Annotated in this window: 21 protein-coding genes and 2 tRNA genes; 22 read left to right on the forward strand and 1 reads right to left on the reverse strand. The window is 66.2% G+C overall.

The window, feature by feature from the left end; translation table 11 throughout:
• Positions 1–60 precede the first annotated feature (60 nt).
• The 8 genes from BWR19_01150 (at position 61) to BWR19_01185 (ending at position 10,127) form a co-directional block, all read left to right on the forward strand.
• Positions 61–1,209 (forward strand): molecular chaperone DnaJ, encoded by a 1,149-nt coding sequence (locus tag BWR19_01150; GenBank protein APX91666.1) that lies wholly within the window; start codon positions 61–63, stop codon positions 1,207–1,209.
• Between the two features lie 162 nt (positions 1,210–1,371).
• Positions 1,372–2,619, forward strand: a complete 1,248-nt coding sequence (locus tag BWR19_01155; protein APX91667.1) for an amino acid dehydrogenase — start codon at positions 1,372–1,374, stop codon at positions 2,617–2,619.
• A 51-nt stretch (positions 2,620–2,670) separates the two neighbouring features.
• A complete protein-coding gene (locus tag BWR19_01160) occupies positions 2,671–2,949 on the forward strand; it encodes a hypothetical protein (protein ID APX91668.1) in 279 nt (92 codons plus the stop codon).
• Positions 2,950–2,981: 32 nt separating this feature from the next.
• Positions 2,982–3,851, forward strand: coding sequence for an EamA family transporter (locus BWR19_01165; protein ID APX94852.1), 870 nt, complete (start codon positions 2,982–2,984; stop codon positions 3,849–3,851).
• A 50-nt stretch (positions 3,852–3,901) separates the two neighbouring features.
• Entirely contained in the window at positions 3,902–4,705 is an 804-nt protein-coding gene (locus tag BWR19_01170; GenBank protein APX91669.1) for a 4-hydroxy-tetrahydrodipicolinate reductase, read from the forward strand.
• 517 nt (positions 4,706–5,222) lie between these two features.
• Entirely contained in the window at positions 5,223–6,368 is a 1,146-nt protein-coding gene (locus tag BWR19_01175; GenBank protein ID APX91670.1) for a carbamoyl-phosphate synthase small subunit, read from the forward strand.
• Positions 6,369–6,423: 55 nt separating this feature from the next.
• Positions 6,424–9,654 carry a carbamoyl phosphate synthase large subunit gene (carB, locus tag BWR19_01180; GenBank protein ID APX91671.1) on the forward strand — a complete coding sequence of 1,077 codons (3,231 nt, stop codon included), beginning with the start codon at positions 6,424–6,426 and terminating at the stop codon, positions 9,652–9,654.
• The gene (locus BWR19_01185; protein APX91672.1) at positions 9,651–10,127 is read left to right on the forward strand and encodes a transcription elongation factor GreA; all 477 of its coding nucleotides are present in this window, start codon (positions 9,651–9,653) and stop codon (positions 10,125–10,127) included. The genes carB and BWR19_01185 overlap by 4 nt, the downstream gene beginning before the upstream one ends.
• Before the next feature lie 153 nt (positions 10,128–10,280).
• Here BWR19_01185 and BWR19_01190 read toward each other — a convergent pair whose 3' ends face one another.
• Complete coding sequence (locus tag BWR19_01190) at positions 10,281–10,607, reverse strand: ribosome assembly protein YhbY (GenBank protein APX91673.1); 327 nt, start codon at positions 10,605–10,607, stop codon at positions 10,281–10,283.
• Between the two features lie 112 nt (positions 10,608–10,719).
• Here BWR19_01190 and BWR19_01195 point away from each other — a divergent pair, with 112 nt between their 5' ends.
• The 14 genes from BWR19_01195 to BWR19_01260 all read left to right on the forward strand — a co-directional run bounded on the left by BWR19_01195 (position 10,720) and on the right by BWR19_01260 (position 23,894).
• The gene (locus tag BWR19_01195) at positions 10,720–11,394 is read left to right on the forward strand and encodes a 23S rRNA (uridine(2552)-2'-O)-methyltransferase (GenBank protein ID APX91674.1); all 675 of its coding nucleotides are present in this window, start codon (positions 10,720–10,722) and stop codon (positions 11,392–11,394) included.
• A 159-nt stretch (positions 11,395–11,553) separates the two neighbouring features.
• Entirely contained in the window at positions 11,554–13,545 is a 1,992-nt protein-coding gene (gene hflB, locus BWR19_01200; GenBank protein ID APX91675.1) for an ATP-dependent metalloprotease, read from the forward strand.
• 145 nt (positions 13,546–13,690) lie between these two features.
• The gene (locus BWR19_01205) at positions 13,691–14,548 is read left to right on the forward strand and encodes a dihydropteroate synthase (GenBank protein APX91676.1); all 858 of its coding nucleotides are present in this window, start codon (positions 13,691–13,693) and stop codon (positions 14,546–14,548) included.
• Positions 14,545–15,891: a phosphoglucosamine mutase gene (locus tag BWR19_01210; protein ID APX91677.1), complete on the forward strand. Its 1,347-nt coding sequence runs from the start codon at positions 14,545–14,547 to the stop codon at positions 15,889–15,891. The genes BWR19_01205 and BWR19_01210 overlap by 4 nt, the downstream gene beginning before the upstream one ends.
• A gap of 84 nt (positions 15,892–15,975) precedes the next feature.
• On the forward strand, positions 15,976–16,725 hold the full coding sequence (locus BWR19_01215; protein APX91678.1) for a triose-phosphate isomerase: 750 nt from the start codon (positions 15,976–15,978) through the stop codon (positions 16,723–16,725).
• A 4-nt stretch (positions 16,726–16,729) separates the two neighbouring features.
• Positions 16,730–17,089: a preprotein translocase subunit SecG gene (locus BWR19_01220; GenBank protein ID APX91679.1), complete on the forward strand. Its 360-nt coding sequence runs from the start codon at positions 16,730–16,732 to the stop codon at positions 17,087–17,089.
• A gap of 27 nt (positions 17,090–17,116) precedes the next feature.
• Positions 17,117–17,203: transfer RNA gene (locus tag BWR19_01225), tRNA-Leu, on the forward strand.
• 131 nt (positions 17,204–17,334) lie between these two features.
• Positions 17,335–17,411: transfer RNA gene (locus BWR19_01230), tRNA-Met, on the forward strand.
• 208 nt (positions 17,412–17,619) lie between these two features.
• Positions 17,620–18,081 carry a ribosome maturation factor RimP gene (locus tag BWR19_01235; protein ID APX91680.1) on the forward strand — a complete coding sequence of 154 codons (462 nt, stop codon included), beginning with the start codon at positions 17,620–17,622 and terminating at the stop codon, positions 18,079–18,081.
• Between the two features lie 46 nt (positions 18,082–18,127).
• On the forward strand, positions 18,128–19,621 hold the full coding sequence (gene nusA / locus BWR19_01240; GenBank protein APX91681.1) for a transcription termination/antitermination protein NusA: 1,494 nt from the start codon (positions 18,128–18,130) through the stop codon (positions 19,619–19,621).
• 27 nt (positions 19,622–19,648) lie between these two features.
• Positions 19,649–22,171: a translation initiation factor IF-2 gene (locus BWR19_01245; GenBank protein APX91682.1), complete on the forward strand. Its 2,523-nt coding sequence runs from the start codon at positions 19,649–19,651 to the stop codon at positions 22,169–22,171.
• Positions 22,172–22,188: 17 nt separating this feature from the next.
• Complete coding sequence (locus tag BWR19_01250; protein APX91683.1) at positions 22,189–22,581, forward strand: ribosome-binding factor A; 393 nt, start codon at positions 22,189–22,191, stop codon at positions 22,579–22,581.
• Complete coding sequence (locus tag BWR19_01255; GenBank protein ID APX91684.1) at positions 22,581–23,516, forward strand: tRNA pseudouridine(55) synthase TruB; 936 nt, start codon at positions 22,581–22,583, stop codon at positions 23,514–23,516. Before BWR19_01250 ends, BWR19_01255 begins: the two co-directional genes overlap by 1 nt.
• Positions 23,517–23,624: 108 nt before the next feature.
• Positions 23,625–23,894, forward strand: a complete 270-nt coding sequence (locus BWR19_01260) for a 30S ribosomal protein S15 (protein ID APX91685.1) — start codon at positions 23,625–23,627, stop codon at positions 23,892–23,894.
• Positions 23,895–24,001: the final 107 nt, after the last annotated feature.

Below are 24,001 nucleotides of genomic sequence, written 5' to 3' on the forward strand. Positions count from 1 at the left end.
GCGGGGGCCTGACTCCCGCGTTGGTGTTTCCGCAGTGTCGCTACGGAGGCGGACAGACCCATGTCCAAACGTGACTATTACGAGGTGCTCGGCGTCGAGCGCGGGGCCGATCAGAAAGAGATCAAGAAGGCCTACCGGCGCCTGGCCCAGAAATTTCATCCGGATCGCAATCCGGACGACGACAGCGCGGCGGAGAAATTCCGCGAGGTCTCCGAGGCCTACGAGGTCCTGACCGACAGCGAGAAGCGCGCCGCCTATGACCAGTTCGGCCATGCCGGCGTCGACGGCCAGGGCGGCGGCTTCGGCGGCGGCGGTTTCGGCGGTGGCGCCGGGGCCGGCGGCTTCAGCGACATCTTCGGCGACGTGTTCGGCGATATCTTCGGCGGTGGCGGCGGACGTCGCCATCCCAACGCCCCGCAGCGCGGCAGCGACCTGCGCTACAACCTCGAGCTCGACCTCGAGGATGCGGTGGCCGGCACCAGCGTCGACATCCGCGTGCCGCGCCACATCGACTGCGAGCGCTGCGACGGCGAGGGTGCCGAGCCGGGCTCCACCAAGGAGACCTGCCCGACCTGCGCCGGCCACGGCCAGGTGCGCATGCAGCAGGGCTTCTTCGCCGTGCAGCAGACCTGCCCCACCTGCCACGGCAGCGGCCAGCACATCAAGGTGCCGTGCCACAAGTGCAACGGCGAAGGCCGCGTGCGCGAGACCCGTACCCTGTCGGTGAAGATTCCTGCCGGCGTGGACACCGGCGACCGCATTCGCCTCAACGGCGAAGGCGAGAGCGGCATCAACGGCGGCCCGCCCGGTGACCTCTATGTGCAGGTGGCGATCAAGCCGCACCGCATCTTCCAGCGCGACGGCCGTCACCTGCAGTGCGAGGTGCCGATCAACTTCGTCGACGCCGCCCTGGGTGGTGAACTCGAAGTGCCGACCCTGGATGGCCGGGTCAAGCTCAAGATCCCCGCCGAGACCCAGACCGGCAAGCTGTTCCGGCTCAAGGGCAAGGGCGTAAAGCCGGTGCGCGGCGGCCCCGCCGGCGACCTGCTGTGCAAGGTCGTGCTCGAGACCCCGGTCAAGCTCAGCGAGCACCAGAAGGAGCTGCTGCGCCAGTTCCAGGACAGCCTCGGCGAGAGCAACAGCCACTCGCCCAAGAAGAGCGGCTTCTTCGACGGCGTGAAGAAGTTCTTCGAGGACATGAAGCCGTAAGGTTTCCAAGCCTCCTCGAGATGACAAGGCCCTGGCATCCCGGATGCCGGGGCCTTGCGCGTCTGGCCAAACGTACCTCGCCACGTGCGAAACGTCTCGCATTCTTGATAAGCTGCCGAGAGGGCAGAATGTGCTGCCTGGCCGTGAGCAAGGACTACCCACATGACCCGCGAGACCCTGGTGCTAGGCGCCGGCATGGTTGGCACTTCGATTGCGTACCACCTGGCGCGGCGCGGGCGCGCGGTGACGCTGCTCGACCGCTGCGGGCCGGGGGAGGAGACCTCCTTCGGCAATGCCGGGATCATCCAGCGCGAGGCGGTCAAGCCGTACCCCTTTCCCCGCGACCTGGCGACCCTGCTGCGGGTGCTGCCCAACCGCCAGATCGATATCCGTTACCGCCCCCGCGGGCTGCTCGCCGCGGCCGGGCCGCTGCTGCAGTACTGGCGGCACTCCACGCCGGCGCGCCACGCACAGGCGGTGCCGGCCTACGCCTCATTGACGGTGCGCTGCACCGAGGAGCACCAGGCGCTGATCGCCGCCGCCGGCGCCGAGTCGCTGGTGTGCAAGCAGGGCTGGCTGGACGGCTTTCGTGAGCAGGCCTCCTTGGAGGCTCAGGTCGCCAACGCCGAGGCCATCGCCGCGGCGTACGGCGTGACCCATGAGGTGCTCGACGCCGCCGCGCTCAAGGCCCGCGAGCCCCACCTGCGCGGCGGCTTGCTGGGCGCGGTGCACTGGACCAACGGCTGGACGGTGCGCGACCCCGGGGCGCTGGTCAAAGCCTATGCCGCGGCCTTTGAGGCCGCCGGCGGGCGCGTCGAGCAGGCCGAAGCCCGGCGCCTGGAGCAGACCGCCAGCGGTTGGCGGCTGCACACCGCGGCCGGCGTGCACGAGGCCGAGGAGCTGGTGCTGGCCACCGGGCCCTGGTCGTCGCGCTGGCTGGCCGCGCTTGGCTATCGCGTGCCGCTGTTTCCCAAGCGCGGCTACCATATGCACTATGCGATGCAGGACGATACCCGGCTCCACCACTGGCTGCGCGACGCCGATGCCGGCTACCTGCTGGCGCCGATGCGCGCCGGGGTGCGCCTCACCACCGGTGCCGAGCTGACCACCCTGGACGCCGCGCCGCGCTACGGCCAGCTCGACGCCGCCGAGCGCGTCGCCCGCGAGCTGCTGCCGCTCGGCGAGCGATGCGACGCCGAGCCGTGGATGGGCAGCCGCCCCTGCGTGGCCGACATGCTGCCGGTGATCGGTGCCGCACCGCGGCACGATGGGCTGTGGCTCGCTTTCGGCCACGGCCATCAGGGTTTTACGCTGGGCCCTGTCACCGGCCGCGTGCTGGCAGAGCAGATGTGTGGCGAAACGCCGGCGGTGGATCTCGCGCCCTTTCAGCTGGCGCGTTTCGCGTCGTGACGCTTTCTTACCCTGCGTTGGGCGCTATGCCCGACGCCCAACGGAGGACCCATGCCTATTTCGCGTACTGAGATCGCTACCGCCGACGGCAGCAAGCTGATCAACCGCCTGTGCAAGCACTGGGCCCATAAGCTCGAGGTCGAGCACGACGCCGAGCAGGGCCGGGTGGCGTTTGCCGATGGCACCTGCCTGATGCATGCCACGGCGGATCGCCTGACGGTGGCCATCGAGGCGCTGGATGAGCCGACCCTCGACCGCCTCGAGGGCGTGGTGAGCAGCCACCTGGATCGCATGGCCGGCGAACCGCTCGATATCGTCTGGGAAAATTGAGCTTTGCCAGTGTGCGCCGTGCCCACCTGGGCATGCTGCTATGGGCGCTGCTGGTAGGGCTGTCGTTCCCCGCCGTGGGGGTAATGAGCGAGGGCCTGCCGCCACTGCAGCTGACCGCGCTGCGCTTTGCCATCGCCTCGCTGGCGCTGTGGCCGCTGGCGCGCCGCGCCGCCGACTGGTGGCCTGCGCGGCGCGGACTGCTGCTGTACGCGCTGATGGGGCTGTGCCTGGCGGGCTTCTTCGGCGCCATGTTCTGGGCCGCGCATCGCGCCACGGCGCTGTCGATGGCCACCCTCTACGTGGTGGTGCCGCTGCTGGCGTTCAGCTTCGGCGTAGTGGCAAGCGTCGAGCGGCTGGCCTGGCGGCTGCCGCTGATCCTGGCGCTGGGCGCCTGCGGGGCGCTGGGGTTGGCGTTTGCCGAGGCGCGCAACGGCGGTGACGGGCTGCAGTTCGGCAGCGGCGAGCTGGTGTTCTTCGGCGGTTGTTTATCCACCGCGCTGTATCCGGTGCTCAGCAAGTGGGGGCTCAATCGCGGCTGGCTGTCGGGGTCGGCGGCGGCGCGCACCTTCTGGAGCCTGGCGCTGGGCGGCGCGCTGATCGGCCTGGCCGGCAGCCTGGTCGAGCCGCTGGCCGGCCTGGCGCGGATGACGGCATTCGACCTGCTGCTAGTGGTCTACCTGGGGCTGTGCTCCAGCGCCATGACCTTCTGGCTGATGCAGCGCGCCACCGCGGCGCTGACCCCGGGGGCGGTCACCGCCTATAGCTACCTGGTGCCGTTCGTCTCGATGCTGCTGCTGTTCGCCAGCGACCCGGCGCAGATCGGCTGGGCCTGGCTGCCCGGCAGCGTGCTGATCGTGGTCGCCATGGTGTTGCTGCTGCGCGGCGATCGGGCCAGCGCCTAGGCGTCTTTGCTATACTTCGCCGCCACCTTCATTGAATTGCAGGAGTCCGCATGACCCGTATCGCTATCGTCGGTGTCGCCGGCCGCATGGGCCGCACTCTGGTCGCCGCCGTGGAGCAGGATGCCGAGGCTACCCTGGCGGGTGGCCTAGTCGAGCCGGGCAGCTCGCTTGCCGGTGTGGATATCGGCGAGCTGGCCGGGCTTGGCAAGTGTGGTGTCGCGGCGGCGGCGACGCTCGACGATATCGTCGACGACTTCGATGTGCTGATCGACTTCACCGCGCCGGAGGTAACGCTGGCCAACCTGGCGTTCTGCGCCGCGCACGGCAAGCGCATCGTGATCGGCACCACCGGCCTGGATGACGCCCAGCTGGCGGAGCTCGACGGCTACCGCGACAAGCTGGCGATGGTCTTCGCGCCGAACATGAGCGTGGGGGTGAACCTCACGCTGAAGCTGCTCGAGACTGCCGCCAGGGCGCTGGGCGACGAGGGCTACGATATCGAGGTGATCGAGGCCCACCATCGCCACAAGGTGGATGCCCCCTCCGGCACGGCGCTGAAGATGGGCGAGGTGGTGGCCGATTCCCTGGGTCGCACGCTCATGGAGCACGGCGTCTTCGAGCGGGTCGGCCAGTGCGGGCCGCGGGATGCCAAGGAGATCGGCTTTGCCACCGTGCGCGCCGGCGATATCGTCGGCGAGCACACCGTAATGTTCGCCACCGAGGGCGAGCGCATCGAGATCACTCACAAGGCCTCGAGCCGCATGACCTTTGCCAAGGGCGCGGTGCGTGCCGCGCGCTGGGTGGCCGAGCAGGGTAAGGGGCGGTATAGCATGCAGGATGTGCTGGGGCTATAGGCGCTCAAATGTCCCGGGTGGCGGGGCTGATCCGGGGGCAAGCCTACGAGGTGGCGCTGTGAACCCATCCCTGGGCGCTATCTTGCGCCCTGCTGCGCTCTCGCATCCTGCTCCGCTTGCAGGACCGGTGCTGGCCATCCGTGGCCAGCCCGTTCGGAGACATGCTCCTCACCCATGGCGCAAACCACCTCTGCGGCTTGCCCCCGGCGCCCCTCGGTCGCGGCGTTAGCTGGTCTCTTCATGCGATCAGGGAGGACTAGCCGTTGGGCGGAGATTCCTGTAACATTCCAAAAATTTTGGCCGGGCGCCGGATGCTGCATCCACCATAGCGCTTGTTGAGTCGGCCACGGGCACACCGAGCAATGACAACAAGCGGGATGAAACCGGTTTTTCAGGTTTCGTCCCGCTTTTTTACGGCTCGCCTGCCGCGTGACCCAGCCTGGCGCCCGCCCTTGAAACATCTGTCGGATGAGCGTGACTCGTCGGCGGTCTCTTAAGAGCATGGGAGGAAGTTGCGTTGAACAGACCCGCGATATTGGCCTTGGAAGATGGCAGCGTATTCCACGGCACCGCGATCGGCGCCGATGGGCAAACCAGCGGTGAGGTGGTGTTCAATACGGCCATGACCGGCTATCAGGAGATTCTCACCGACCCCTCCTACACACGACAGATCGTCACTCTCACCTATCCGCATATCGGCAACACCGGCGTCAACGCTGAGGACGTCGAGTCCGACGCCATCGCCGCCGCCGGCCTGGTGATCCGCGACCTGCCGCTGCTGGCCAGCAGCTTCCGCTCCGAGCAGTCGCTCTCCGACTACCTCAAGAGCCAGAACGTGCTCGGCATCGCCGACATCGACACCCGCCGACTGACCCGCATCCTGCGCGACAAGGGCTCGCAGAACGGCGCGATCCTGGCCGGCGTTGATGCCGAAGGCGACGACGCCGTCGAGCGTGCCCTGGCCGCCGCCCGCGCCTTCCCCGGCCTCAAGGGCATGGACCTAGCCAAGGTGGTCTCCTGCCAGACGCCCTACGAGTGGAGCGAGGGCGAATGGACCCTGGGTGAGGGCTATGCCGATACCACGCAGGGCGAGCGCCCCTTCCACGTGGTGGCCTACGACTACGGCGTCAAGCGCAACATCCTGCGCATGCTGGCCAGCCGCGGCTGCCGGCTCACGGTGGTGCCGGCCCAGACCCCGGCCAGCGAGGTGCTGGCGATGAAGCCGGACGGCGTGTTCCTGGCCAACGGTCCCGGCGACCCCGAGCCCTGCGACTATGCCATCAAGGCCATCGGCGAGATCCTCGAGACCCAGCTGCCGGTGTTCGGCATCTGCCTGGGCCACCAGCTGCTGGCGCTGGCCAGCGGCGCCAAGACGCTGAAGATGAGCCACGGCCACCACGGCGCCAACCACCCGGTGCAGGACCTCGACAGCGGCCAGGTGATGATCACTAGCCAGAACCATGGCTTCGCCGCCGACGAGGCGAGCCTGCCGGCCAATCTGCGTGCCACGCACCGTTCGCTGTTCGACGGCACCCTGCAGGGGATCGAGCGTACCGACCGGCCGGCGTTCAGCTTCCAGGGCCACCCCGAGGCGAGCCCCGGGCCGCGCGATGTGTCGCCGCTGTTCGACCGCTTCGTCGAGATGATGAAGGCGCGCCGCTGAGCGCCGGCCCTCACCACCGAGTCCGTTCTTTCACCGATTTGCCGCGGGAACCGTCATGCCCAAGCGTACCGACATCAACAGCATCCTGATCATTGGCGCAGGCCCCATCGTCATCGGCCAGGCCTGCGAATTCGACTACTCCGGCGCCCAGGCCTGCAAGGCGCTGCGCGAGGAGGGTTACCGGGTCATTCTGGTCAACTCCAACCCCGCCACCATCATGACCGATCCGGCCATGGCCGACGCCACCTATATCGAGCCGATCACCTGGCAGGCGGTGGAGAAGATCATCGAGGCCGAGCGCCCCGACGCCATCCTGCCCACCATGGGCGGCCAGACCGCGCTCAACTGTGCGCTGGAACTCGACAAGCACGGCGTGCTGGAGAAGTACGGCGTGGAGATGATCGGTGCCAACGCCGATGCCATCAACAAGGCCGAAGACCGCGACCTGTTCGACCAGGCCATGCGCCGCATCGGCCTCGAGTGCCCCAAGGCCGAGGTCGCCCACAGCATGGACGAGGCCTGGCGCATCCAGGCGTCGCTGGGTTTCCCGGTGATCATTCGTCCCTCCTACACCATGGGCGGCTCCGGCGGCGGCGTAGCCTACAACAAGGAGGAGTTCGAGGAGATCTGTACCCGCGGCTTCGAGCTCTCCAACAACCATGAGCTGCTGATCGATGAGTCGCTGCTGGGCTGGAAGGAGTACGAGATGGAGGTCGTGCGCGACAAGCACGACAACTGCATCATCGTCTGCGCCATCGAGAACTTCGACCCCATGGGCGTGCACACCGGCGACTCCATCACCGTGGCCCCGGCCCAGACGCTGACCGACAAGGAGTACCAGATCATGCGCGACGCATCGCTTGCGGTGCTGCGCGAGATCGGCGTCGAGACCGGCGGCTCCAACGTGCAGTTCGGCGTCGACCCCACCACCGGGCGCATGGTGGTGATCGAGATGAACCCGCGGGTGTCGCGCTCCTCGGCGCTGGCCTCCAAGGCCACCGGCTTCCCGATCGCCAAGATCGCCGCCAAGCTGGCGATCGGCTACAGCCTGGACGAGCTGCAGAACGACATCACCGGCGGGCGCACCCCGGCCTCGTTCGAGCCGTCCATCGACTACGTAGTCACCAAGATTCCGCGCTTCACCTTCGAGAAGTTTCCCCAGGCCAACGACCGCCTGACCACCCAGATGAAGTCGGTGGGCGAGGTGATGGCCATCGGCCGCACCTTCCAGGAGTCGCTGCAGAAAGCGCTGCGCGGCATGGAGACCGGCAACGACGGCCTCGACCCCATCGTCACCGACTTCACTCCCGAGGCCATGGCGCATATCAAGGGCGAGCTGCAGGCCGCCGGCGCCGAGCGCATCTTCTTCATCGCCGATGCCATGCGCGCCGGCATGAGCGTCGACGAGATCTTCACGCTGACCAACATCGACCGCTGGTTCCTGGTCCAGCTCGAGGACCTGATCAAGAGCGAGGCCGCGGTCGCCAAGCGCTCTCTCTCCGAGTTCTCGCCCCGCGAGCTGTTCGGCCTCAAGCGCAAGGGCTTCTCCGATGCGCGCCTGGCCAGGCTGCTGGGTGTCTCCGAGAAGGAGTTCCGCAAGACCCGTCAGCGGGCCGGCATCCGCCCGGTCTACAAGCGCGTCGACACCTGTGCGGCGGAGTTCGCCTCGGATACCGCCTACATGTACTCCACCTACGAGGAGGAGTGCGAGGCCGAGGTTTCCGACCGCCAGAAGATCATGGTGCTGGGCGGCGGACCCAACCGTATCGGCCAGGGCATCGAGTTCGACTACTGCTGCGTCCATGCCGCCTTCGCCATGCGCGACGACGGCTATGAGACGATCATGGTCAACTGCAACCCGGAGACCGTCTCCACCGACTACGACACCAGCGACCGCCTCTACTTCGAGCCGGTGACCCTGGAGGACGTGCTGGAGATCGCCGACAAGGAGCAGCCGGTCGGGGTGATCGTGCAGTTCGGCGGCCAGACGCCGCTCAAGCTGGCCCGCGAACTGGAGGCCGCCGGGGTGCCGATCATCGGCACCACCCCGGACGCCATCGACCGCGCCGAGGACCGCGAGCGCTTCCAGCAGATGATCGACAAGCTGGGCCTCAAGCAGCCGCCCAACGCCACCGCGCGCAGCTTCGAGGAGGCCTTTGCCAAGGCCGAGGCGATCGGCTACCCGCTGGTGGTGCGCCCCAGCTACGTGCTCGGCGGCCGCGCCATGGAAATCGTCTACGACGCCTCGGAGCTGGAGAACTACATGACCCATGCGGTCAAGGTCTCCAACGACTCGCCGGTGCTGCTCGACCACTTCCTCAACGCCGCCATCGAGATCGATATCGACGCGGTCAGCGACGGCCACGAGGTGGTGATCGGCGGCATCATGCAGCACATCGAGCAGGCCGGGGTTCACTCCGGCGACTCGGCCTGTGCGCTACCGCCCTATTCGCTGCCCGCCGAGGTGCAGGACGAGATGCGCGAGCAGGTCAAGCGCATGGCGGTGGAGCTCGGCGTCAAGGGGCTGATGAACGTGCAGCTGGCCTGGCAGGATGGCGAGATCTACGTCATCGAGGTCAACCCGCGCGCCTCGCGCACCGTGCCCTTCGTCTCCAAGTGCATCGGCACCTCGCTGGCGCAGGTGGCGGCGCGCTGCATGGCCGGCACCACCCTCGAGGAGCAGGGCTTCACCCGCGAGATCGTGCCGCACTTCTATAGCGTCAAGGAGGCGGTGTTCCCGTTCAACAAGTTCCCCGGCGTCGACCCGATCCTGTCGCCGGAGATGAAGTCCACCGGCGAAGTGATGGGTTCCGGCGACACCTTCGCCGAGGCCTTCTACAAGGCGCAGCTCGGCGCCGGCGAGGCGATCCCGGCGCTGAGCGGCGAGCGCAAGGCGTTTCTCTCGGTGCGCGAGCCGGACAAGCCCGGCGTTATCGAGGTGGCCAAAACTCTGCTAGGATTGGGCTTTACCCTTTGTGCGACGCGCGGCACCGCCGCCGCCCTCGAGGCTGCCGGGCTCCCCGTCGAGGCCGTCAACAAGGTCTTCGAAGGTCGTCCGCATATCGTCGATATGCTCAAGAACGACGAAGTGGCCTATATCGTCAATACCACCGAGGGCCGTCAGGCCATCAATGACTCCTCGGTGATCCGCCGCACCGCTCTCGCCCGCAAGGTGCCCTACGCAACGACCCTGGCAGGGGCCAGGGCCGTGTGCATGGCATTGGAATACGGTAACGAGATCACCGTGCGGCGGCTCCAGGAACTGCATGCAGGAGCACCACAATGAACAAGGTCCCGATGACCGTCGCAGGCGAGCAGCGCCTGCGTGAAGAGCTCGAACAGCTCAAGGGCGTCGAACGGCCCAAGGTGATCAATGCCATCGCCGAGGCGCGCGAGCATGGCGATCTCAAGGAGAACGCCGAGTATCATGCCGCCCGCGAGCAGCAGGGTTTTATCGAGGGGCGTATTCAGGAGATCGAGGGCAAGCTCTCCACCGCCCAGGTGATCGACGTCACCAAGCTGCCCAAGACCGGCAAGGTGATCTTCGGCGTGACCGTGGCGCTACTCAATCTGGATACCGACGATGAGGTGACCTACCGCATCGTTGGCGAGGACGAGGCCGACATCAAGTCGGGGCGGATCTCGGTGACCTCACCCATCGCCCGCGCGCTGATCGGCAAGGAGCAGGGCGACGCGGTGGTGGTCAACACCCCGGGCGGCGAGGTCGAGTACGAGATCCTCAGCGTCGAGCACCTGTAAGCTCCGAGCGCCCAGCAGAAAGCGCCATGCCGCTCGGTGACGGGCGGCAGGTGTCGAGGCAGTAAACAGAACCCCCGCCGGATTGAATCGGGCGGGGGTTCTCGTTGTTTCCTGCCTGTCGTTGGGCATCATCCTTGCCCGGCGCTCGGCGCTTTAATGCCGCCCGTGATGCTCGGCGAAGCGCTTGACGTTGGAGAGCTTGGGGTTGGCCTTGGGGTTGTGGCGGTAGAGCAGGGCCATCTTGCCGATGGTCTGGATGCGTTCGGCGCCGCTCTGGGCCACCAGCTCCTCGAGCATGGCGGCGCGGTCGTCGCGCTCCGGCAGGGCCAGCTTGATCTTGATCAGCTCGTGGTCGTTGAGCGCCCGCTCGAGCTCGGCGATCACGCCCTCGGAGATGCCGTTCTCGGACACCGTGACCACCGGGTTGAGGTGGTGGCCGATGCTGCGGAATGCTTTCTTTTGTGCCTGTGACAAGCTCATGGTATCTTGAGGGTCCAAAGTTGCGCTGAACCCGCCATGTTACGGCGAAAGCGGCGCGTGCGAAAGCCTCCCTCCGCTACTCTTCGAACCGACATCAGATTCAGGTGATGCCGTGGGCCGCTCTACCCGTTCTAGCAAGTCCTCTTCGCCCGCTGCGGGTGCCGCGCGCAGCCCCAGCAAGACCAGCAAGGGTTGGTTGAAAGAGCACTTCGACGACCAGTACGTACAGCGCAGCTGGCAGGACGGCTACCGTAGCCGGGCCAGCTACAAGCTGCTCGAGCTGGACGCCAAGGATGCGCTGCTGCGTCCGGGCATGGCGGTGATCGACCTTGGGGCGGCGCCCGGGGGCTGGAGCCAGATCGCCGCCGAGAAGGTCGGCCCGGAGGGCGTGGTGATCGCTTCGGACATCCTCGAGATGGATGCCTTGGCCGGGGTCGACTTCGTGCACGGTGATTTCACCGAGGACGCGGTGCTCGAGGCGATACTAGCGGCACTCGACGGTCGCCCGGTCGACCTTGTGATGTCCGACATGGCCCCCAATATGAGTGGTATGGCCGCCATCGATCAGCCCCAGGCGATGTACCTCGTCGAGCTGGCGCTGGATCTGGCACAGCAGACCCTGAGACCGGGCGGCCGATTCGTGGCCAAGGTCTTTCAGGGCGAAGGATTCGATGACTACCTCAAGGCGCTGCGTGGCAGCTTCAGCAAGGTGGTCACCCGCAAGCCGGATGCCTCTCGGGCACGTTCCCGTGAAGTCTACCTGCTGGCGGAGGGATTTCGTGGTTGAGCGGATAGCGTCAGGCTACCGCCACGATAGACAGACACCCGCCGGCAAATGTGGCAGTGTCGCTCGATGCGCATGGATGTGGTTGAACGCCCGCATCTGCTGTAGTGTCGAAGGCCTATGCCCGCTTGGCAGTTCGTTTTCAGCAATGAGGGTACTCCCTTGAATGATATGGCGAAGAACCTGATTCTGTGGTTGGTCATCGCAGCAGTCCTGCTGACGGTGTTCAACAACTTCAGCGTCGACAGCTCACCCCAGGCGATGAACTATTCGCAGTTCGTCCAGCAGGTGCAGAATCAGCAGATCCGAAGCGTGACCATCGATGGCTACACCATCAATGGTGAGCGTACCGATGGTTCGCAGTTCCAGACCATCCGTCCGGCAGCGGAAGACCCGCAGCTGATCAACGACCTGCTCTCCAACGATGTCACCGTGGTGGGCCGCGAGCCCCAGGAGCAGAGCCTGTGGACGCGGCTGCTGATCGCCAGCTTCCCGATCCTGATCATCCTGGCGATCTTCCTGTTCTTCATGCGCCAGATGCAGGGCGGTGCCGGCGGCAAGGGCGGGCCGATGAGCTTCGGCAAGTCCAAGGCCAAGCTGCTCTCCCAGGATCAGATCAAGACCACCTTCGCCGACGTGGCGGGCTGTGACGAGGCCAAGGAGGAGGTCGAGGAACTGGTCGACTTCCTGCGCGACCCCTCCAAGTTCCAGCGCCTGGGCGGCACCATTCCGCGCGGCGTGCTGATGGTGGGTCCGCCGGGTACCGGTAAGACGCTGCTCGCCAAGTCGATCGCCGGCGAGGCCAAGGTGCCGTTCTTCTCGATCTCCGGTTCCGACTTCGTCGAGATGTTCGTCGGCGTGGGCGCCTCGCGGGTTCGCGATATGTTCGAGCAGGCCAAGAAGCAGGCGCCGTGCATCATCTTCATCGATGAGATCGACGCCGTGGGCCGTTCGCGCGGCGCCGGCATGGGCGGCGGCAACGACGAGCGCGAGCAGACCCTCAACCAGCTGCTGGTCGAGATGGACGGCTTCGAGGCCAACGAGGGCATCATCGTGATCGCCGCCACCAACCGGCCCGATGTGCTCGACCCGGCGCTGATGCGCCCCGGCCGCTTCGACCGCCAGGTGGTGGTCGGCCTGCCCGATATCCGCGGTCGCGAGCACATTCTCGGCGTGCACCTGCGCAAGGTGCCGCTGGCCGAGGACGTCAAGCCGTCGCTGATCGCTCGCGGCACGCCGGGCTTCTCCGGCGCCGACCTGGCCAACCTGGTCAACGAGGCAGCGCTGTTTGCGGCGCGTCGCAACAAGCGCCTGGTGAGCATGGAGGAGCTGGAGCTGGCCAAGGACAAGATCATGATGGGCGCCGAGCGCAAGTCGATGGTCATGACCGACAAGGAGAAGCTCAACACCGCCTATCACGAGTCGGGCCATGCCATCATCGGCCTGGTGATGCCGGAGCACGACCCGGTCTACAAGGTCACCATCATTCCGCGCGGCCGCGCCCTGGGTGTGACCATGTTCCTGCCCGAGCAGGATCGCTACAGCCTGTCGCGCCAGCAGATCCTCAGCCAGATCTGCTCGCTGTTCGGCGGCCGCATCGCCGAGGAGATGACGCTGGGGCCGAACGGGGTCACCACCGGGGCGTCGAACGATATCAAGCGTGCCACCGAGCTTGCCCACAACATGGTCGCCAAGTGGGGGCTGTCCGACGAGATGGGCCCGATCATGTATGACGAGGACGAGTCGCACCAGTTCATGGGAGGTCCCGGCCAGGGCGGCAAGCTCAAGTCCGGCGAGACCACCACGCGTCTCGACAAGGAAGTGCGCAAGATCATCGACGAGTGCTATGCCGAGGCCCAGCGCATTCTCGAGGAGAATCGCGACAAGCTAGACGCCATGGCCGAGGCGCTGATGCAGTACGAGACCATCGATGCCACGCAGCTCAAGGACATCATGGAAGGCCGTCCGCCGAAGCCGCCGGAAGGTTGGGAAGATCCCAGCAGCCCCAGCGGCGGTGCGCCCTCCGGCGATGCGCCAGAGGCTGAGGCCAAGCCTGAAGCCCCCGCCGATGACGTCGACGACGGTGATGAAGAGGATGACGACGAGCCGCGTCGTCGCCCCTCGGACCCGCTGGGTGGTCCGGCCGGGCACTGAGCGGTGGCTAGCCAAGCAACGAGGCGCCGTGAGGCGCCTCGTTGCGTTGTGGCTGGCTTGCGCCTTGCCGAGGGGCTGATTAGAGTGAACGCCTTTGCCTGGCCCGAATGCGGCGCCGGGGCACGAACAGCATCGGGATCACTTCATGAGCGATAGCAGCGCCGTACTGCACTGTGGGCGGCACCGTCTCGACCTCTCCTACCCCCGCGTGATGGGGATCCTCAATGTCACCCCGGACTCCTTCTCCGACGGCGGGCGCCATATCGTGGTCGACGACGCGCTGCGTCACGCCGAGCGGATGCTGGCCGAAGGCGCGGCAATCATCGACGTTGGCGGTGAGTCGACCCGGCCGGGGTCGCAGTCGATTCCCGCCCAGCAGGAGCTGGATCGGGTGGCGCCGGTGGTCGAGCGGCTGGTGCGCGAACTCGACGCACTGGTCTCGGTAGACACCAGCTGTCCTGAGGTGATGCGCGAGGCCTCGGCCCTGGGTGCCGGCATGCTCAACGACGTTCGCGCGCTGCAGCGTGATGGCGCCTTGCATGCCGCGGCGCGCAGCGGCCTGCCGGTGTGCTTGATGCACATGCAGGGTGAGCCCCGCGACATGCAGCAGGCGCCGCACTATGCTGGCCCCATAGAGGAGGCGGTGGCGGACTTTCTGGCCGAACGCATTGCCGCCTGTGAGGCGGCAGGGCTCAAGCGCGAGCGGTTGATCCTCGACCCCGGCTTCGGCTTCGGCAAGAGCGTCGAGCACAATCTCCGCCTGCTGCGGCGCATGCAACACCTCGACACCCTTGGCCTGCCGCTGCTGGTGGGCATGTCGCGCAAGAGCATGATCGGCAAGGTGCTCGAGCGGCCGGTGGAGGAGCGCCTGCCGGGCGGTCTGGCGCTGGCGGCGCTGGCCGTCGAGCGCGGCGCGCGACTCCTGCGCGTCCACGATGTGGGGCCCAGCGTGGACGCCGTCAACATGACATGGGCTGTGCTACAGGAAGGCTTGGAACCATGAGCAAACGCTATTTCGGAACCGACGGGATTCGCGGCACCGTGGGGGAGTACCCCATCACCGCCGACTTCATGCTCAAGCTCGGCTGGGCGATGGGGCGGGTGCTGACCGAGAAGGGCAGCGCCAAGGTGCTGATCGGCAAGGACACACGCATCTCTGGCTATATGTTCGAGTCGGCGCTGGAGGCCGGCCTCTCGGCGGCGGGGGTGGACGTGTCGCTGCTCGGCCCGATGCCGACGCCGGGCATCGCCTATCTGACGCGCACCTTCCGCGCCGATGCGGGGATCGTCATCTCGGCGTCGCACAACGCCTTTGCCGACAACGGCATCAAGTTCTTCTCCGCCGAGGGTACCAAGCTGCCGGACGCGGTGGAGTCACGCATCGAGGCGATGCTCGAAGAGCCGCTGACCACGGTGGACGCCGCCGAGCTCGGCAAGGCGGTGCGCATCAACGATGCCCCGGGGCGCTACATCGAGTTCTGCAAGTCGACCATCCCCGACCGCCTCAGCCTGCATGGGCTGAAGATCGTGCTCGACTGTGCCCACGGGGCCACCTACCACATCGCGCCCAGTGTGTTCCGCGAACTGGGGGCCGAGGTCAGCCTGGTCGGCGCCAGCCCCGATGGCCTGAACATCAATCAGCAGGTCGGCTCGACGCACCCGGCGGCGCTGCGTGCGGCGGTGATTCAGCAGAGCGCCGATCTGGGCATCGCCTTCGATGGCGACGGTGACCGGGTGCTGCTGGTCGACGCCGATGGTCGCGAGATCGACGGCGACGATATCCTCTACCTGATCGCCCGCGACCGTCACGCCCGTGGCGAGCTGGGTGGCGGCGTGGTCGGCACCTTGATGTCGAACTTCGGCCTGGCCGCGGCGCTGGAGTCGATGGGGGTGCCCTTCGAACGCGCCAAGGTCGGCGACCGCTACGTGATCGAGCGGCTCAATGCCAACGGTTGGCAGCTGGGCGGCGAGTCGTCCGGGCATATCGTCTGCGGCCATGTGCAGACCACCGGCGACGGCATCGTCTCGGCGCTGCAGGTGGTGGCGATCATGGTGCGCGAGGGCGTGCCGCTGGCGCGGCTGCTGGCCGGCCTGGAAAAGGCGCCCCAGGCGCTGATCAATGTGCGTTTGACGCCGGGCACCGATGCCAAGGCGATAATGGCGACCTCGGCGCTGCAGGAAGCGGTCAGTGCGGTCGAGGCTGCCCTGGGTGACGAGGGCCGGGTGCTGCTGCGGCCGTCGGGCACCGAGCCGCTGATCCGGGTGATGGTCGAGGGCCGCCCGCACCTGGACGTGGAGGGGCTGGCGCGGCGCCTGGCCGGCGACGTCGAGGCGCTGCTGGCCTGATCGGTGCCTCGGGTTGTCAAGCCGCGGTTGTCATGCTAGGGCCGCTCCTATACCATTTCGCTCCACCTTGAGGGAGGACTGCAGATGCGTTCGCCGCTGATTGCTGGCAACTGGAAGATGAACGGTTCCACTGAACTGGTCGAGGCCTTTGGTCGCGCCTTCGCCGAGGCGCGGTTGCCGGCAGGCGTCGAGGTGGTGATTCATCCGCCGTTCCCCTACCTCGAGGCGGCGCGCCGGGCGTTTGCCGCGACCCCGCTGGGGCTCGGTGCGCAGACCCTCAATCCGCTGGAGAGCGGGGCGCGCACCGGTGAGGTCAGCGGGGCGATGCTCAAGGAGTTCGACGTCGGCTATGTGCTGGTGGGGCACTCCGAACGTCGCCAGCTGTTCGGCGAGAGTGATGACGACGTCTACGATCGCCTGATCGCTGCCCTCAGCGCCGACATCCGGCCGATCCTGTGCGTCGGCGAGACCCTCGAGGAGCGCGATGACGGGCGTACCGAAGAGGTGGTGCTGCGTCAGGTCGGGCATGCCATGGCACGGCTCGAGCCGGCCCAGCGCGCACGGCTGGTGATCGCCTACGAGCCGGTCTGGGCGATCGGTACCGGGCGCACCGCGACTCCGCAGCAGGCCCAGGAGGTCATGGCGGCGATCCGTGAGTACCAAGCGGGCTATGACCGTGACCTCGCCGCGCGCCTACCGCTGCTCTACGGCGGCAGCATGAATGCCAGTAACGCGGCTGAGCTGTTGGCTCAGCCGGACATCGACGGCGGCCTGGTGGGCGGTGCTTCGCTCAAGGTCGACGATTTTCTAGCCATTTGCCAGTCAGCAGGTTGAACCCATGCAAGTTGCCATTCTCATGATTCACGTGGTGATCGCCATCACCCTGGTCGTTCTTATCCTGCTGCAGCAGGGCAAGGGCGCCGAAGCGGGGGCTGCCTTCGGTGGCGGTGCCTCCCAGACCGTATTCGGCTCGCGCGGCTCTGGAAGCTTTCTCGCCAAGTTCACCGCACTGCTTGCCTTCTCATTCTTCGTGACCTCGATGGCGCTGGCCTACTTCGCTACCCAGGCCAGCCAGGCGCCGGAAGCGGGCATTCCCGATTCGCGCTTGATCGAGCAGCAGCAGGGCGTGCCGACGCTTGACGACGAGGCCGCGGATATGGATAATACCGCGCCAGTGCTCGAGGAAAGCAGCGACTGACGCTGCCTGAATCGGTACTCCCCTGTTGCCGAAGTGGTGGAATTGGTAGACACGCTATCTTGAGGGGGTAGTGACCTTACGGTCGTGCGGGTTCAAGTCCCGCCTTCGGCACCAACCTGAAGCACATGTCCGGCATGGGTTTCAGTAGCAAGAGTGGCATCGGCGATAGCGGCCGGCCAGAGGCGAGCCAAGCATGCGCTGCCTTGACGCTGATTTGTCCGCTAGCTATACTCGCCGACCTGTGATGCGGGGTGGAGCAGTCTGGTAGCTCGTCGGGCTCATAACCCGAAGGTCATCGGTTCAAATCCGGTCCCCGCTACCATCTTGGGTCTGACGTGATCAGAGGCCGAGTTGGTATGAAAGGTTTCTTGTAAAAGGCCCCTTCCAGTGAAGGGGCTTTTTGTTAGCAGCTCATCTGTTGACCGTTCATTTGTTAACAGCCCGTGCTGATAGCACGCCAATCAGCCACCTAGCTGTCTCTTCATCTCCTGGCCAGGTGCCTGACGCAACGGCTGTAGGAGTCTTCGTCTGTGGCAATCAAGGACGCCGCGCTACATGCGCTAATCGAGCCGGTGGTGACCGCCATGGGCTTCGAGCTCTGGGGAATCGACTATCTTTCTCAGGGCAAGCACTCCCGGCTGGTGATCTATATCGACGGCCCCGATGGGGTGACGGTCGATGACTGTGCCGACATCAGCCGGCAGGTCAGCGCCGTGTTCGACGTCGAAGATCCGATCGCTGGCGAATATCGTCTCGAGGTGTCATCGCCCGGCATGGATCGGCCGCTGTTCTCCCTCGACCATTTCGAGCGCTATGCCGGGCACGTCGTGGCGCTCAAGCTGCGCGCCCCGTATGAGGGGCGGCGCAAGTACCAGGGCTTGCTGGCCGGCATCGAAGGCGATGACGTGCTGCTGCAGCTAGACGGTGAAGAGTACTGCTTTCCCATCGACGGCATCGATCAGGCACGTGTCGTGCCTCAGTTCGAGGAGTGAGGCCGATGACGATGAATAAGGACAGGTTTTCTGGCGAGGCAAAGGCATGAGCAAAGAGATTCTGACGGTCGTAGACGCGATCTCGAACGAAAAGGGCGTGCCCCGTGACGTGATCTTCGAAGCGGTGGAAGCGGCCCTGGCCAGCGCGTCGCGCAAGCGCTTCGAGCAGGAAGAGGCCACGGTGCGGGTCAAGATCGACCGCTCCACCGGGGACTACGAGACGTTCCGTTTCTGGACCGTGGTCGAGGACGACGAGTTCGAGACCCCGGACCATGAGATCAAGCAGAGCATCGCCGAGCAGCGCGATCCGCCGCTGGCGCTGGGCGACGTGGTCGAAGAGAAGATCGACAACGCCGCCTTCGGGCGCATCGCGGCACAGACCGCCAAGCAGGTCATCGTGCAGAAGGTGCGTGAAGCCGAGCGTGCCGAAGTGGTGCGGCAGTACGCGGATCGCGAGGGCGAGCTGGTCGCCGGTATCGTCAAGAAGACCACCCGCGATGGCCTGATCATTGACCTGGGTGACAATGCCGAGGCCTTCCTGCCGCGCAGCGAGATGATCCCCGGCGAGCGCTACCGCATGAACGAGCGGGTGCGTGCGCTGCTGGTCAAGGTGGACCCGGAGGCGCGCGGCTCGCAGTTGATCCTGTCGCGTACCTGCCCGGAGTTGATCATCGAGCTGTTCAAGATCGAGGTGCCGGAGATCGCCGAGCAGCTGATCGAGATCAAGGGCGCGGCGCGCGATCCGGGCTCGCGGGCCAAGATCGCGGTCAAGACCAATGACCGGCGCATCGATCCGGTCGGCGCCTGTGTCGGCATGCGCGGCTCGCGGGTGCAGGCGGTGTCCACCGAGCTGCAGAATGAGCGGGTCGACATCATCCTGTGGGACGACAATCCCGCGCAGCTGGTGATCAACGCCATGGCGCCCGCCGACGTCGGCTCGATTCTGGTCGACGAGGACAGCCACGCGATGGATGTCGCGGTGGCCGAAGACAACCTCGCTCAGGCCATCGGCCGCAGCGGTCAGAACGTACGCCTGGCGTCCGAGCTGACCGGCTGGCGGCTCAATGTGATGACCGAAGAAGAAGCCGAGGGCAAGCGCGAGCAGGAGATCGACAGCCTGGTCGAGCACTTTATCAACCACCTCGAAATCGACGAAGAGCTGGCACGCATCCTGGTCGAGGAGGGCTTCACCTCACTAGAGGAGATCGCCTATGTGCCGCTCGAGGAAATGCTCGAGATCGAGGAGTTCGACGAGGATCTCGTCGAAGAGCTGCGCGCACGCGCCAAGGACGAGTTGTTGAACCTGGCCATCGCCTCCGAAGAGCAGCTCGACGGCGCCCAGCCGGCCGATGACTTGCTCGAGATGGACGGCATGGAGCGTCACCTGGCCTTTATCCTGGCCAGCCGGGGCATCGTCACGATGGAGGACCTTGCCGAGCAATCCGTCGATGATCTCAAGGACATCGAGGGTGTGGACGAGGAGCGCGCCGCGGCACTGATCATGACTGCCCGTGCGCCTTGGTTCGAGAGCGAACAGTAATCAGGTCACGGGCTCAGGAGGGTCGTAATGTCAGAAATGACCGTTAAAGATTTCGCAGTCAAGGTGGGGCGCGACGTGCCTCGCCTGCTGGAGCAAATGAAAGAAGCCGGGCTGCCGCACAAGTCCGAGGGCGACGCCGTGTCCGAAGAGGACAAGCAGCGCCTACTCGACTACCTGACCAAGAGCCACGGCGGCAGCAGCGCCGGGGCGCGCAACCGCATCACCCTGACGCGTCAGACCAAGAGTCGCATCAGAAGCGGTGAGCGCGGCAAGACCATCGAGGTGCAGGTGCGCAAGAAGCGTACCTACGTCAAGCGCGAAGAGCCCGCCGCCGAGGAGCCCAAGGCCGAGGAAAGCGGTCCGCGTCAGCTGGTCGGCGACATGGCGGATTCCCGTCAGCAGGCCGAAGAGCAGGCCAAGGCGGCAGAGGTGGCCGAGGCTGAGCAGTCGCGTAAGGCCGCGGCGGAGGCTGAGCAGGCCAGCGCCGTCGAGGCCAAGGCTGCCGAGCCGGTCAGCGAACCGCAGATTCCGGTGCCCGATCTGAGCAGCGCAGCTGGCGACCCCGAGCAGCCGCCGGCACCGCCCAAAGAGGGCCGCGAACAGCGTCGGGTGCCCAAGAAGGCGGCCGCCAAGAAGGGCCGCGGTGGGCGCGACGAGGAAGATCGCGGTGACCGCGAGGAGCGTCGTCGCGGCGGCGGTGCCAAGAAGGTCAAGCGCGCCGAGCGTCGCGGTACGCGTCGCGGCGGTCGCGACAGCGGCGGCGGCAAGCACGGTTTCCAGAAGCCGACCCAGCCGATCGTACGCGAAGTCTCGATCCCTGAGTCGATCAGCGTGGCCGACCTGGCCGACAAGATGTCGATCAAGGCCAACGAAGTGATCAAGGCGATGTTCACCATGGGCGCCGCGGTGACCATCAACCAGACCATCGACCAGGACACCGCGGCGATCGTCGTCGAGGAGATGGGCCACACGCCCAAGCTGGTCAAGGACGATGCGCTGGAGACAGAGGTGCTTGCGGGCATCTCCTATGAAGGCGACGAGATCACCCGTGCGCCGGTGGTGACCGTGATGGGTCACGTCGACCACGGCAAGACCTCGCTGCTCGACTATATTCGCAAGGCCAAGGTCGCCACCGGCGAAGCCGGCGGCATCACCCAGCACATCGGCGCTTACCATGTGGAAGACAAGCATGGCGGCGTGACCTTCCTGGATACCCCGGGCCACGCGGCGTTTACCGCCATGCGTGCTCGCGGTGCCAAGGCCACCGACGTGGTCATCCTGGTGGTAGCCGCCGACGACGGCGTGATGCCCCAGACCATCGAGGCGATCGAGCACTCCAAGGCAGCGGAAGTGCCGATCGTGGTGGCGGTCAACAAGATCGACAAGGAAGGCGCCGACTTCGACCGGATTCGCAACGAGCTGTCGCAGCACGGGGTGATTTCCGAGGAGTGGGGCGGCGACACCCAGTTCGTCAACGTCTCGGCCAAGACCGGTGAGGGCATCGATGCGCTGCTCGAAGCGGTGCTGCTGGTCTCCGAGGTGCTCGAACTCACCGCCGTGCCGGAAGCGCCGGGCAAGGGCGTGGTGGTCGAGTCGCGTCTCGACAAGGGCCGCGGCCCGGTGGCCACGGTGCTGGTCCAGAACGGCACCCTGAAGAAGGGCGATATCGTGCTGGCCGGCCTGCACTACGGTCGCGTACGCGCCCTGACCAACGAGTTGGGCAAGCAGGTCGACAGCGTCGGCCCGGCGATGCCGGTGGAGATCCAGGGCCTCGACGGTACCCCGGATGCCGGTGACGACTTCATGGTCGTGGCCGACGAGAAGAAGGCCCGCGAGGTCGCCAACTTCCGCCAGGGCAAGTACCGCGAGGTGCGCCTGGCGCGCCAGCAGAAGGCCAAGCTGGAGAACATGTTCAGCCAGATGGGCCAGGACGAGGTGGCAAAGGTCAATATCGTGCTCAAGGCCGATGTGCAGGGCTCGCTGGAAGCCATCAAGGGCGCGCTGGAAGAGCTCTCCACCGACGAAGTGCAGGTGGCCGTGGTCTCCTCTGGGGTCGGCGGGATCACCGGTACCGACGCCAACCTGGCGCTGGCCAGTGACGCCATCGTGGTCGGCTTCAACGTGCGTGCCGACGCCTCTGCCCGCGAGATCATCGAGCGTGAAGGCCTGGATCTGCGCTACTACAGCGTCATCTACCAGCTGATCGACGAGGTCAAGCAGGCCATGAGCGGCATGCTTGCGCCGGAGTGGAAGGAAGAGATCGTCGGCGTGGCCGAGGTTCGTGACGTCTTCCGCGCACCCAAGATCGGCGCCGTGGCCGGCTGCATGGTGGTCGAGGGCAGTGTCCACCGCAACAAGAAGATCCGCGTGCTGCGCGAGAACGTGGTCATCTACGAGGGCGAACTCGAGTCGCTGCGTCGCTACAAGGATGATGTCAACGAGGTCCGTCAGGGCGTGGAGTGCGGCATTGGCGTCAAGAACTACAATGACGTCCAGGCCGGCGACAAGATCGAGGTCTTCGATCAGGTCAAGGTCGAGCGCAGCCTGTAACGGCGCGAGGAGCCAGCATGAGCGAGTTCAAGCGCACCGACAGGGTCGCCGACCAGCTGCAGCAGGAGCTGGCGGTACTCATCCAGCGCGAGGTCAAGGACCCGCGCCTGGGGATGATTACCGTCAGCGGGGTCACGGTCAGCCGTGACCTCGGCTACGCCGACGTCTACATCACCCTGCTGGGTGACAACGACGCCGAGCGGGTCAAGGAGAACCTCAAGGTGCTCAAGCGCGCCGCGGGGTTCCTGCGTAGCCAGATCGCGCGTCGCATCAAGCTGCGCCACGTCCCGGAACTGCGCTTTCACTATGATGAAAGCGTGGTGCGCGGCCAGCGGCTGTCGTCGCTGATCGACGAAGCCGTGGCCAGCGACCGTTCGCGGGATGGCGACGATGACGAGGGCCAGCGCTGATGGCGCGACGCCGTCGCGGTCTGCCGGTGGACGGGGTACTGCTGTTCGACAAGCCCCAAGGGGCCTCGAGCAACCAGATCCTGCAGCGCGTTCGGCGGCTGTTTCAGGCCCAGAAGGCCGGGCACACCGGCACCCTGGACCCGATGGCCACCGGCCTGTTGCCGATCTGCTTCGGCGAGGCGACCAAGTTCTCCTCGCACCTGCTCGACGCCGACAAGGTCTACCGCACCCGGGTCAAGCTCGGCGAGGTGACCGACAGCGGCGATGCCGAGGGCGAGGTGATCGAGCGCCATGCGGTGCCGTCATTCACGGCCGTGGATATCGAGCGGGTGGTGGCGGATTTTCGCGGCGAGATCGAGCAGCTGCCGCCGATGTACTCGGCGCTCAAGCATCAGGGGCGCAAGCTCTACGAACTGGCCCGCGAGGGCAAGACGGTGGCGCGTGCAGTGCGCCGTGTGACGGTGTATGATGCGCGCCTCCTGGCTCACGATGCCGAGGGCTTCGAGCTCGAGGTACGGGTCAGCAAGGGCACCTATATTCGCACCCTGGCCGAGGACATCGGCCGGGCGCTGGGCTGCGGAGCGCACATCACCGCGCTGCGGCGGCTCAAGACCGGCCCGTTCAGCGGCGATGCGATGCTCGACCTGGCGACCCTGGAAGCGCTGGATGACCAGGCCGCCCGCGAGGCGCAGTTGATGCCGGTGGATGTGCTGGTGGAACACCTGCCGGCACTTGGTGTCGACGCCGAGCAGGCCGGGCGCCTGCTGCACGGTCAGCCGATTCGCGCTGAGCGGCTCGAACTGGCCACCGGCAGCCTGGCAAGACTCTACCGTGACGATGCCTTTCTGGGCCTCGGCACGGTCAAGGCGGCGGGGGAAATCGCTCCCCGGCGCCTGTTGAATACCGCGGCCGCCGCCAGCGACGGCCGCGCGTAAGCAACCCGCCGAGCGTTGCCCGAGGCAGCGCCCGGCAGGCGTGGAGACTGCAAATATGCGTGGTCTTCGACATTCATCACTTAGGCATATTGCTTACTGGAGAGACAGATGGCACTGACCGCTGAAAAGAAGGCCGAGATCGTCAACGAGTTCGGCCGTGGCGACAACGACACCGGTTCCCCCGAGGTTCAGGTGGCCCTGCTGAGCGCCAACATCGATGGCCTGCAGGATCACTTCAAGACCAACAAGCAGGATCACCACTCGCGTCGTGGCCTGATCCGCATGGTCAACCAGCGCCGCAAGCTGCTGGACTACCTGAAGCGCAAGGATTTCGAGCGCTATCAGGCGCTGATTCAGCGTCTGGGACTCCGCCGCTAAGCGTCGGTGTTCGAGCGGTAACGAAACGGGCAGCCCTAGGGCTGCCCGTTTTGCGTTTATCGGCGGGAAATGTCGCCAATCGGTGGCCCCGGCGCGCCTCAACCACT

The organism is Halomonas sp. 1513, assembly GCA_001971685.1.
In the GTDB taxonomy this organism is placed as follows: domain Bacteria; phylum Pseudomonadota; class Gammaproteobacteria; order Pseudomonadales; family Halomonadaceae; genus Franzmannia.